Genomic DNA, 11828 nt, shown 5'->3' with positions numbered 1-11828 from the left:
GCCGACCGCGGCGCGCAACAAGAACGTCGCGCCGGCCGCGGGGCCGGGGCGGTTCATGGCCGGCGGCATGCCGCCGGAGAAAGCCCTGGACTTCAAGGGATCGCTGGCCCGGCTGCTGCGCCTGCTGCGGCCGCAGCGCGCCGCGCTGATCGGGGTGCTGGTGCTCGGCACGGCGAGCGTCGCGCTGACCGTGATCGGGCCGAAGGTGCTCGCGCAGGCCACGGACCTGATCTTCGCGGGCGTGATCGGCAAGAACCTGCCGGCGGGCGTGTCGAAGGACGCGGTGGTCGCGGGGCTGCGGGCGCAGGGCAACACCACGCTCGCGGACATCTTCCAGCGCGCCGACATCGTGCCCGGCATGGGCATCGACTTCACGGCCGTGGGCCGGGTGCTGCTGCTGGTGCTGGCGCTGTACGTGATCGCGTCGTTCTTCGGCCTGATCCAGGCACGGCTGACGACGAGCCTCGTGCAGGGCGCGGTGTACTCGCTGCGCCGCGAGGTGGAGGAGAAGCTCTCGCGGCTGCCGTTGCGCTACTTCGACCGCCAGCCGCGCGGTGAGGTGCTCAGCCGCGTCACGAACGACATCGACAACCTGGCGCAGTCGCTGCAGCAGACGCTGTCGCAGATCGTCACGTCGCTGCTGACGGTGGTCGGGGTGCTCGTGATGATGTTCCTCATCTCGCCGCTGCTCGCGGTGATCGCGCTGCTGACCGTGCCGGCGTCGGTGTTCATCGCGGCCAAGATCGGCAAGCGCGCGCAGCCGCAGTTCATCAAGCAGTGGGCCACCACCGGACGGCTCAACGCGCACATCGAGGAGATGTACACCGGCCACTCGCTGGTGAAGGTCTTCGGCCGTCGCGAAGAAGCCGAGCAGGTGTTCAAGGAGCACAACGACACGCTGTACAACGCGAGCTTCCGGGCCCAGTTCATCTCGGGCACGATCCAGCCGGCGATGATGTTCATCGGCAACCTGAACTACGTGCTGGTCGCGGTGATCGGCGCGCTGCGCGTGGCGTCGGGCAGCCTGACGCTGGGCGACGTGCAGGCGTTCATCCAGTACTCGCGCCAGTTCAGCCAGCCGGTGACGCAGATCGCGAGCATGGCGAACCTGCTGCAATCCGGCGTCGCCTCGGCCGAGCGCGTGTTCGCACTGCTCGACGCGAAGGAGCAGGAGCCCGAGCCGGAGCACCCGGAGCGGCCTGCGGTGGTGCACGGCAAGGTCGAGTTCCAGGACGTGTCGTTCCGCTACCTCGAGGACACGCCGCTGATCGACGGCCTGTCGCTCACGGTGGAGCCCGGGCAGACAGTCGCCATCGTCGGTCCGACGGGCGCGGGCAAGACCACGCTGGTGAACCTGCTGATGCGGTTCTACGAGATCGACAGCGGCCGCATCACGCTCGACGGCGTGGACATCGCGAAGATGGACCGCGAAGAGCTGCGCGCGAAGACCGGCATGGTGCTGCAGGACGCGTGGCTGTTCGGCGGCACGATCGCGGAGAACATCGCGTACGGCGCCGACGGCGTGACGCAGGAGCAGATCGTGGAGGCCGCCAAGGCGACCTACGTCGACCGCTTCGTGCGCACGCTGCCCGACGGCTACGACACCGTGATCGACGACGAGGGCGGCACCGTCAGCGCCGGCGAGCGCCAGCTGATCACGGTGGCGCGCGCGTTCCTCGCCCGCCCGGCGATCCTCATCCTCGACGAGGCGACGAGCTCCGTCGACACCCGCACGGAAGTCCTCATCCAGCACGCGATGAACTCCCTGCGGGAAGGCCGCACGAGCTTCGTGATCGCCCACCGCCTCTCCACCATCCGCGACGCCGACGTCATCCTCGTGATGGAATCGGGCCACATCGTGGAGCAGGGCAACCACGAAACCCTCCTCCACGCGGGCGGCGCCTACTCGCGCCTGTACGCGGCGCAGTTCGCCGAAGCGATGGCCGAGACGGACTGAGGTCGGCTCGCTCCGGGGCGGTGCCGTGCGCGGCACCGCCCCGGTTCGCGTTCACGCACGGTGCGCGGCCTTCGCTCCGACGCGCAGCAGGGCCGGCGCGCCTCACCGGCGATGGCCTCCTGACGACTTCCGCGGTGGTGCGCCACCTTGTTCACCGACGGGATCGTCGCGAGGTCGGCCGCCGCCGGTTTCCCCTTCTCGCGACCAGCCGAGCTCTTCGCGAGTCTGCTTCGGCGTGAACGCTCCTTCGGCCATTACCGAGGTGCTCGCATACCGCCGACACAACCACCGACCGGACCCGGCCGACCTCGGCGGCGCCATCTCCCGATCTCCGCAACCGAACGCCGAACACGGCCGGCGCCGCATTCCCCGTCCCCGCCCGGGGCGGTGCCGTGCGCGGCACCGCCCCGGTTCGCGTTCACGGGCGTGGCACGTTGCGCAGGTTCGACTTCGCCAGGTCCAGCATCTTGCCCACCCCGCCGCCGAGGACGGTGCGTGAGGCGGCCAGCGCGAAGCCGCGGACCTGCGCCGCGGTGATGTTCGGGGGGATGGACAGGGCGTTGGGGTCGGTGACGACGTCCAGGACGGCCGGGCCGTCGTGGTCGAGGACTTCGCGGAGGCCGTCGCGCACGTCGGCGGGCTTTTCCACGCGGCGGGCGTGCAGGCCGGCCGCGCGGGCGAGGGCGGCGAAGTCCACCTGGTCGTGGTCGGTGCCGAAGGAGGGCAGGCCGTCGACGAGCATTTCGAGTTTGACCATTCCGAGCGAAGAGTTGTTGAACACCACGGCTTTCACCGGCAGCCGTTGCGTGCGCAGGGTCAGCAGCTCCCCCAGCAGCATGGCCAGCCCGCCGTCGCCGCACATCGCGACGACCTGGCGGTCCGGGGCGGCGCACTGGGCGCCGATCGCGTGCGGCAGGGCGTTCGCCATGCTGCCGTGCACGAACGAACCCAGCACGCGGCGCCGGCCGTTCGGCGTGAGGTAGCGCGCGGCCCAGACGTTGCACATGCCGGTGTCCACGGTGAACACCGCGTCGGCCGCGGCTTCCTCGTCGAGGACGTCGGCGACGTACTCCGGGTGCAGCGGCACGCGCTGCGCGACGTCGCCGGTGTAGGCGTCGACCACACGCTGCAGGCCGCGCTCGTGCTTGCGCAGCATGGCGTGTAGGTACGAGCGGTCTTCCTTGCGCCGCAACCGCGGTAGCGCGGCGCGGATCGTGGCGCCGACGTCGCCCAGCACGCCGAACTCCAGCACCGAGCGGCGCCCGATGCGGCCCGGGTCGAGGTCGACCTGCACGGTGTTGCGCTGCGGCAGGAACGTGTCGTACGGGAAGTCGGTGCCGAGCAGCAGCACGAGATCGGCCTCGTGCATCGCGTCGTAACACGCGCCGTAGCCGAGCAGGCCGCTCATGCCGACGTCGAACGGGTTGTCGTACTGCACGAACTCCTTGCCCCGCAACGAATGCCCCACGGGCGCGGCCACGGCGTCGGCCAGCGCGAGGAGGTCGTCGTGGGCGTCGCGGCAGCCCGCACCGGCCATGATCATCACCTTCTCGGCGCGGTTGATCCGCTCCACCAGCCGGTCGATGTCGGCCGCGGCGGGCACCACGGCCGGCGGCGTGCCGAGCGACGCCGACACGCCCGTCGGGTGGGCCGCCGGCTCGTGCGAGACGTCGCCGGGCACCACGAGCACGGCCGCGCCGCGCCGGCCCACGGCGTTCTGCACTGCGATCCGCGCGAGCCGCGGCATCTGCTCGGGGCTGCTGACCAGCTCGCAGTAGTGCGAGCACTCGGCGAACAGCTGCTGCGGGTGCGTTTCCTGGAAGAACCCGGTGCCGATCTGCGTCGACGGGATGTGCGACGCGATGGCGAGCACCGGCGCGCCCGAACGGTGCGCGTCGTAAACCCCCTGCAGCAGGTGCAGGTTGCCGGGCCCGCAGCTGCCGGCGCACACGGCCAGCTGCCCGGTGACCTGCGCTTCGGCCGCCGCGGCGAACGCGCCGGCCTCCTCGTTGCGCACGTGCACCCAGTCGATGCCGCCCTTCGCGGCTCCTCCGCTGCGGCGCACGGCGTCGACGACGGGGTTGAGGCTGTCACCCACCACTCCGTAGATGCGGCGCACGCCGGATTGCACGAGCACGTCGATCAGCTGGTCGGCCACGGTCGCCATGAGCGGTCCTTTCCCTCGGTCCCCCCGCAGTCTCGCACCTGGCCCCCGCAGCCGCCGCACCCTTGACAACTATTCTTGTCAATGCCACGGTGAAGTTCCGTCAGGTGAGGAGGAACCGGTCATGAGCCACGAGTTCGAAGTCGCCAAGCAGGTCCGCCTGCCCGCCGAGCCCGAGGCCGTGTGGGACGCCGTGGCCACCGGGCCCGGCATCGATTCGTGGTTCATGGGCAAGCACGAGGTCGACAGCGAGGCGCGCCGCGTCCGCTTCCGCATGGGCGAGTTCACCAGCGAAGCCGAGATCACCACGTGGGCACCGCCGCACCGGTTCGCCTACCGCGCCACGCCCGCGCCCGACGGCAGCTTCGACGCGTTCGAGTTCCTCGTGGAAGCTGCCGAAGGCGGCACGTCCGTGCTGCGCTTCATCCACCACGGGTTCACCGCCGAGGACTGGGGCGAGGAGTACCACGAGAGCTTCAGCCGCGGCTGGGACATGTACTTGCACACGCTCGGCCAGCTCCTGCGCTACTTCCCGGGCCGCCGCGCGCAGTTCGTGCTCGCGTCCGGGCCGGAGCCGTCCGCGGCTCCCGAAGCGTGGCCCAAGCTCGTCGCCGCCCTCGGGCTCGCCGGAACGCCCGAGGAGGGTCAGCCGGTGCGCTTCGAGGTCGACGGACTCGCCACGATCGACGGCGTGCTGGACTACACGAACCCGCACTACGCCGGGATCCGCACGGCCGGCGCGCTGTACCGCTTCCACGGGCGCTCCGCGCTCGGCCTGCCGATCGCGATCGGGCACCACCTCTTCGACGCGGCCGACCCGGAAGAACAGGGCAAGGTGTGGCAGGCGTGGCTGGAGCGCGTGCTGGGGTGAACGAGCGCTAAAGTGGGCGCACCCGAAGGGACGGGGGTGCCACGCCTGCCATGGCGGACGAACTCGCCGAACGCCGGCGCAAGCGCGCACTCGGCCGCACTCCCGAAGCGGTGCCCGAAACCCCCGTCGGCCGCGGCGGCGTCTTCGTCGTCCAGGAACACCGCGCGAGCCGGCTGCACTGGGACTTCCGGCTCGAACGCGCCGGGGTACTCGCCTCGTGGACCGTCCCGCGAGGGGTGCCCCGCTCCCCCGGCCGCGGCCGGCTCGCCGTCCGGATCGACGACCAGGGCGTGGACTACGCGGACTTCGAGGGCGAGATCCCGAAGGGCGAGTACGGCGCGGGCACCGTCGAGGTGTGGGACCGCGGCCGTTACGAGACGGTGCAGTGGCACGAGCACCGCATCGAGTTCGTGCTGTACGGCGAACGCCTGCGCGGCCGCTACGAGCTCGGCCGTCGCGACGACGGCGTGGCGGACGGCTGGACGCTGCGCCGGCTCGACCCCGCGGAAGCCGGCCACGAAGACACCCCGCGGTTCCTCGCGCCGATGCCCGCGCGGCCCGGCCGCATGCCCTCGACCGCCGAAGACGCCGAGTGGGCCTACGAGTTCGCGTGGGGCGGGCGCCGCACGATCGTGCGTGCGGGCGGCGGGCGGGTGACGGCGGTCGACGAGACCGGCGCCGACGTCACCGGCCGCTACCCCGAACTGCGCGGCCTCGGCGCGCAGCTCGGTGCCTCGGAAGCGTTGCTGGACGGAGAGATCGTGGTGTTCGCCGGCGGCAAGCCGGACCCGGCGGGCCTGCGCCGCCGCGCGGAAGCCGACCCGGCCGTGGCCCCGCGGCTCGGGGACCGGCACCCGGCGTTCTTCTTCGTCTCCGACGTGCTGCACCTCGACTACCGGTCGCGGCTGGAACTGCCCTACACCGAACGCCGGGCGCTGCTGGACGACCTCGGCCTGCGCGGCGACCACTGGCAGGTCCCGCCGGCGCACTTCGGCGACGGCGGCGCGGTCGCGCGGGCGAGCCGTGAGCACGGGCTGCCGGGTCTCGTCGCCAAGCGCCGGTCGAGCCCGTACCGGCCGGGCCGCGCGAACTCGGACTGGCTGTACGTCGAGTCGCCGGACGTCCGCCGCGTCGTGATCGGCGGCTGGCGCCCCGGCGGCGGCCGCCGCGCCGGCACGTTCGCCTCGCTGCTGCTGGGTGTGCCCGACGGCGCCGGGCTGCGGTACGCGGGCAGCGTCGGAGTCGGCTTCTCCCAAGGGGAACTGGTCTCGCTGACCGCCGCGCTGGCGCAGCTGGAACAGCCGGGTTCGCCGTTCGAGCGGGCGCCCGAGCACGCCGACGCGCACTGGGTCCGGCCGGTGCTCACCGCGGAGGTCGTGCACGGGCCGAACTCCGCGCCCCGGTGGCGCGGGCTGCTCAGCGAGTAGCCGGGCGCTTCAGGAGCAGCGCGATGCCGGCGGCCAGCACGACGACACCCGCGATCACGTTGCCCGTCAAGGCACCCGCCGACGGCGCGGTTTCGTCGCCGTAGCGCAGCACCAGCGGGGAGATCGCGGCCCAGAGGCCGAGCACGGGCAGCACCCACGTGAGGGCCTGCGGCCGCGGGTCGCGTGCTCGCACGGCCGCGAGCACGATGATGGCCAGCCCCGTCACGGTGTTGCTGATCGCGAGTTCGGCCGCGCCGCCGAAGCGCGCGAGCCAGGGGCCGATGATCAAGTACAGACCGGCCAGCACGGCCAGTCCGGCTGCTGCGCCGACCAGCGCGCCGACAGCGCCCGGGGAGCCGGAGCGTTCGGTCGTGGTGGACATCCCGGATCACCTCGCCGTTCTCTCGGGTTCACGGGAGGACTACCCAGTGCCGGCGCGGCGCCAACCACCGCGGCGCGATCTCCACCCGATCAGCGGCCGCTCACGCCCGGGCGGCGGCGCACGCCTCCACGAGGCCCGGACGCACGTCGAGCGCCTCGCCGGCGCCCGTCACGTCGAACACCCGCAGCACGAGCGGCACGGTCACCACCACCGCGAGCGACGGCCGCGTGCGGCTCGTCTCCTCCAGGACGCGCAGCCCGGCGCAGCTGAGGAACCCGACCCGCGAGAGGTCGACCACGAGCTTGTCCCCCACCACGCACGCCTGCGCGAGCACCGTCCGGAAGTCGCCGATCGACGCGGCGTCGATCTCGCCCGCGGCGGTCACGAGCACGAGGTCGTCGTCGCGGACGGAAGTCAGGAGGGTGAGGCCGGAACCCCCTCGGCTGTGGGGCATTTGTACGACGGTACGCCCTCCGCCAGCCCGGTCAACCCTCGTGGGCCACGCGGGTGGGCGACCTCACCTGCCACTCGACGTGACCGAGCGTGCACGCACCGGTCATCGTGGCTGGTGCGCCGAGCGGGGACTGCCCATCGCCCTCAGAGGTGGGCAGGCCCCGCCCCGGCCTCGGATCGGTCCGTGACGCGGGGGGTTCCGGCGCGCACCGCAGCGGCGGCCGGTGCGCGCCGGAAGCCGATCAGCCGCCGCTCGTGTAGTACGTGATGTCCCAGTGGTTGCCCTCGTCGCAGTAGAGGTTGCCCGAGGGCGCCTCCCACTGCGGGTAGCCGTCGCCGCGGAGGCCGATGTAGGAGAAGCTGTTCTTGATGTAGCCGTCGATGCAGCTGTTGTGGGAGATGTCGACCTTGTAGCCGTTGTAGTGGCTGTAGGTGCCCGACGCGTGGCCCACTTCGGTGCCGCCGGTGATGTTGATGGCGCAGCCGCTGGCGCGCTTGAGCGTGATCACGCCGCTCACGGTGGTCTGGTTGATCTGCTCGTACGACGTGCAAGTGGAGTTGGACCGCGTGGTGCAACCACCGCTGGACGAGTGCGTGACACCCGCCGCCGACAGCTGCGACGCCGCCTGGGCCTGCGTCAGCTTGGTGACCGCGGGAGCGGCCGACGCCGTGGTGGTGCCCAGCACCACCGCGGCCGCCGAAGCGGCCAGTCCGACGGCCGCCTTCGGCAGCATCGGAGGAACGCGCATGACTTGCCTCCTCGTGGGAACTTCCGACGAGCGGGAGCCAAGCCGCCGGCTCCATAACTTCGCCAAACGCGCCCGTCCGAACCGTTCCGGAGAGGGGGTCAGGTCCTGATCTTCGCCAAGACTTCACGGGCCCGGGCGCCGGCGGGTGAATCACCCCGAACCGCGGTCAGCTCCCGCAACGCGCGCAGTTCCCACAGCGGGAAGCCGAGCCTGCCGAAGACGTCGGCGGCCTCCGTGAGCACCCGGCCCGCATCCCCACCGGTTTCGGCGTGGACGCGGCCGAGGCTGAGCAGCGCGTAACCGGTCCCGCGGCGGTCGCTCAGGTCCCGGAAGACGGTCATCGCCGTGCGCAGGTGGTAGCGGGCGCCGGCCGGATCCGCCGCCCGCAGCCGCGTTTCGGCGAGGCTGCGGTGGGTGTACGCGGCGGCGTGGCGGTGCCCGATCCGGTCGAACAGGGCCAGCGACCGCGTGAGGCACCGCTCGCCCTCGGCGACTTCCCCGGCGTCGGTGTGGAGTTCGCCGAGGCTGCGCAGCACGTGGGCCTCCCAGTGCCGCTCGCCCGAGCGGACCGCGCCGGCGAGCGCGCCGGTCAGCAGGTCGGCCGCGCGATCGACGCGGCCGTGGCGGCGCAGCACGTCGGCGTAGCGCTTGGCGACCTGGTCGTGCCAGCGCCCGTCGGCGAGCAGCAGCGCGGCTTCGAAGCTCTCCACGGCGCGGCGCACGTCGCCGAGGTCTTCGGACAGACCGCCGAACTGCGCTGCCGCGTTCGCCTGACCGGGAGCGTCTCCGCAATCGCGCAGGAGATCCAGGGCTTCGCGCAGTTCCTCGACGGCGAGCGCGGCATGCCCGGCGTCGGCGTCGAGGTCGGCCAGCGCGACGAGGGCCGCGCCGGTGCCGCGCGGATCGCCGAGCGCGCGGAAGCGGGTGCTCGCGAGGGCGAAGTACGTGCGGGCCTGGCGGGAGCGGCCCTGCTGCCAGTGCACGGACGCGAGGGTGAAGAGCTTGCCCGCTTCGGCGGGACGGTCACCGAGCCGGCGCGCCGCCGCGAGGCCGACGACGGACACGACGCGAGCGGACCGGCCGAGCCACGGGGTGCGCGCCAGCGCGGTGCAGGCGTCGGACAACCGGGCGGCGAGGGCGTGCCACCCGTGCCGCCCGGCGAGGCGGGTCGCCGTGGCGACGAGTTCGGTTTCCGTGCGCCGCCACGCGCCTGGGTCGGCGGTGGCCTCGCGGGCCGCGGTGACGTCGAGCCGGGTGAAGGGCGGGCCGGGCGGCGCGTAATCCTTGTCCAGCGCGGAAAGCACTCGCTCCGCCAGAGCCAGGACGGTTTCGAGCGCGCGGCGCAGCACGGCCGGGTCCACTTCGGACGCGGGCAGCCCGAGGCGGACGAAGCGCGGGACGGCGTGCCGGCCGTGGTCGTCGACCGTGAGCAAGTGGGCGTCGGCCAGGGCGTCGAGGCGGTCGCGGGCTTCGGCGGGCCGGATCGCCAGCAGCGCGGCGGCGCACCAGTCCGGCACCGGCCGGCGGAAGACGGCCAGCAGGCGCAGGAGTTCGCGGTCGCCGGGCGGGCATTCGCGCAGGGCCGGCAGCACCGCGGCCCGGACGGACAGGTCACCGGCGACGAGCTCGTCGAGCGCGCGGCGGTCGTCGCCGAGGCGGGCGGCCAAGTCTCGGATGCGCAGGTGTGGGCGGGCGGCCAGCCGCAGCCCGGCGATGCGGATCGCGGTTGCGAAGCCGGCGCAGCGGGCGACCACCGCGTCGGCGGCTTCGGGTTCGGCGGCTGCGCGCGTCTCGCCCGCGACGGCGACCAGGAGCGCCTTCGCGTCTACAGTGGACAGTTCGCTGACCGGAACCGGCCGGGCGGCGGCCAATCCCGGCAGCGGGCGCCGCGCCGTCACGAGGACGCCGCAGCCGGAGCCGCTCGGCAGCAGCGGGCGGACCTGGGCTTCGGTGCGCGCGTTTTCGAGCAGCACGAGCAGACGGCGGTCCACGGTGCGGCCGCGCCACGCGGCGACGAGCGCCGAGAGGTCGCCGGTGAGCTCGGCCAGCGCGGCTCCGAGTGCCCGCAGGAACGCGACGAGCACGTCGCGGGGTTCGGCCGCGGCGAGGTCGGCGACGAGCTGCCCGTCGGGGAACCGGCGGCGCGCCCGCCACGCGGCCTGGACGGCGAGCGCGCTGACGCCCGACCCGGCCGCGCCGTGCACCACGACCGGCGCCGGCGCGCGCAGATGCCGGGCGATAGCGGCGAGTTCGTCCGCGCGGCCGGTGAAGTCCGGGACGGGTGCGGGCAGCTGCGCGGGCGGCCCGCCGGCCGTCCACTCGGCGCCGGCGATGCGGCGGTACACGGCGTCCAGCTCCGGCCCCGGCACCACGCCGGCCTCGTCCCACAGCGCGCGGCGGGTGCGGCGCAGCACCTCCAGCGCCACGTCGCGCCGCCCGAGTCCCGCGAGCGCGTCCGCGAGCCGCCCGGCGAGCCACTCGTCGGCGGGCCGCCCGGCGACGACCGGGGCGAGCCGGTGCACCACGGCCTGGCCGTCGCCGTCGGCGAGCTGCAGCTCCACCAGCTGCACCAGCACGGTCCGGCGGCGGTCCTCCAGCCACACCTCGTGCGCCTCGACGAGCGGGCCGGTCTCGACGTCGCAGAACGCGCCGCCGCGCCAGCAGGCCAGCGCGCGCGTCAGCAGCTCTCCGCGCCGGGCGCGGTCTTCGCTCGCCAGCCCGGCCGACGCCAGCTCGACGAACTCGGCCGCGTCGAGCTCCCCTTCGGCGACCGTCAGCACGTACCCGCGTGGTCCCGACCGCAGCCGCTGGGCGGGATCGTCCGCGGCCAGCCCCGGCGACAGAGCTTTGCGCAACTTCGACACCGTGACCTGCACGATCGCCGCCGCACTGGGCGGCGCCCCGTCCGGCCACAGCTCGTCGACGATCGTCGCCCGCCCGACCACCTCGTTGGCCCTCGCGAGCAACAAGGCGAGCAACCGCCGCGGCTGCGCCGCCGACGGCAACGCGGCCGTCGCCGCCAGCGGACCGAGGACCTGGAACCGCACCGCAAGCTCCCCACGGGCACGTCACCTGATCGAGCGACCCGAAGGTACCTGCGCAACGCAGCGCTCCCGGCGGTTCCGCCGGTCCTCACCCGGATGGCCCACCTCGTTGGAAGGGTCGCGCGGCGCGGTTGGAACGCCTGGCTTGGGTCGGCCCATCCGGCGGGACCGCTCGGGCGCCGTCGCCCACGAACGGTCCCCTCGCGGCGGGCCATACCACTCCCGCGAGGCACGAACGGTCCCCGCGCTCCGACCACGCCCCACCCCACGGCGCGGCCGGTCCCTTCGCGCCAGCCACACCGCCGCCGCAAGCGCGAACGGTCCCACCACGCCCCATCGTCCGCAGGGCACGACCGGTCCCTTCGCACCCGGTCTCGCTGCGCCCGCAATGGCGCGACCGCACGCAGCCACGCCACGCGCTCACGGCCCCACCAGTCCCCTCACGCCATCCCGCACCTCTGTCGCAACGCGCGAGCCGTCCCCACGCGCCAGCCGCACCACACCCCGCCATAGCGCGAGCGGTCCCCTCGCGCCGGCCACGCCACTCCCGTAAGGCACGACAGGTCCACCCGCAGCCGGCTCTTGCCGCAATCCCACCGCACGAACGGTCCCCTCACGGTCAGGCCATGCCGCGCCCGCAAAGGCTCGGCTGGTCCCCACACCAACCCCGCCACGCCCCGCCATGACGCGAGCGGTCCCCTCGCGCCGGCCACGCCACTCCCGTAAGGCACGACAGGTCCACCCGCAGCCGGCTCTTGCCGCAATCCCACCGCACGAACGG

The 11828-nt window shown here is 73.5% G+C and carries 8 protein-coding genes; 3 read left to right on the top strand and 5 right to left on the bottom strand.

The features are described 5' to 3' along the window. Nucleotides 1-55 precede the first annotated feature (55 nt). The gene (locus ACIA77_RS38000) at nt 56-1957 is read left to right on the top strand and encodes an ABC transporter ATP-binding protein (protein WP_395890989.1); all 1902 of its coding nucleotides are present in this window, start codon (nt 56-58) and stop codon (nt 1955-1957) included. Nucleotides 1958-2375: 418 nt separating this feature from the next. On the opposite strand, the gene ACIA77_RS37995 is transcribed toward ACIA77_RS38000, so the two are convergent. After that, the gene (locus ACIA77_RS37995) at nt 2376-4124 is read right to left on the bottom strand and encodes a pyruvate dehydrogenase (RefSeq protein ID WP_395890941.1); all 1749 of its coding nucleotides are present in this window, start codon (nt 4122-4124) and stop codon (nt 2376-2378) included. A 121-nt stretch (nt 4125-4245) separates the two neighbouring features. Here ACIA77_RS37995 and ACIA77_RS37990 point away from each other — a divergent pair, with 121 nt between their 5' ends. Next, nucleotides 4246-4992 carry an SRPBCC domain-containing protein gene (locus ACIA77_RS37990; protein WP_395890940.1) on the top strand — a complete coding sequence of 249 codons (747 nt, stop codon included), beginning with the start codon at nt 4246-4248 and terminating at the stop codon, nt 4990-4992. A 50-nt stretch (nt 4993-5042) separates the two neighbouring features. Further along, nucleotides 5043-6419 carry a DNA polymerase ligase N-terminal domain-containing protein gene (locus ACIA77_RS37985; RefSeq protein WP_395890939.1) on the top strand — a complete coding sequence of 459 codons (1377 nt, stop codon included), beginning with the start codon at nt 5043-5045 and terminating at the stop codon, nt 6417-6419. Here the strand turns inward: ACIA77_RS37985 and ACIA77_RS37980 are convergent. The 4 genes from ACIA77_RS37980 to ACIA77_RS37965 all read right to left on the bottom strand — a co-directional run bounded on the left by ACIA77_RS37980 (nt 6409) and on the right by ACIA77_RS37965 (nt 11050). Further along, entirely contained in the window at nt 6409-6801 is a 393-nt protein-coding gene (locus ACIA77_RS37980) for an SPW repeat protein (RefSeq protein ID WP_395890938.1), read from the bottom strand. The two genes, ACIA77_RS37985 and ACIA77_RS37980, sit on opposite strands and share 11 nt — an antisense overlap. A 100-nt stretch (nt 6802-6901) precedes the next feature. Beyond that, complete coding sequence (locus tag ACIA77_RS37975; RefSeq protein WP_395890937.1) at nt 6902-7255, bottom strand: STAS domain-containing protein; 354 nt, start codon at nt 7253-7255, stop codon at nt 6902-6904. 241 nt (nt 7256-7496) lie between these two features. Beyond that, complete coding sequence (locus ACIA77_RS37970) at nt 7497-8003, bottom strand: hypothetical protein (RefSeq protein ID WP_395890936.1); 507 nt, start codon at nt 8001-8003, stop codon at nt 7497-7499. Between the two features lie 98 nt (nt 8004-8101). Then, nucleotides 8102-11050, bottom strand: coding sequence for a BTAD domain-containing putative transcriptional regulator (locus tag ACIA77_RS37965; protein ID WP_395890935.1), 2949 nt, complete (start codon nt 11048-11050; stop codon nt 8102-8104). Between the last annotated feature and the right edge of the window lie 778 nt (nt 11051-11828).

Source organism: Amycolatopsis sp. NPDC051903 (assembly GCF_044452505.1).
Taxonomy (GTDB): domain Bacteria; phylum Actinomycetota; class Actinomycetes; order Mycobacteriales; family Pseudonocardiaceae; genus Amycolatopsis.
The sequence above is the reverse complement of the archived record's forward strand: the minus strand, read 5'-3'. Positions and strand labels throughout refer to the sequence as shown.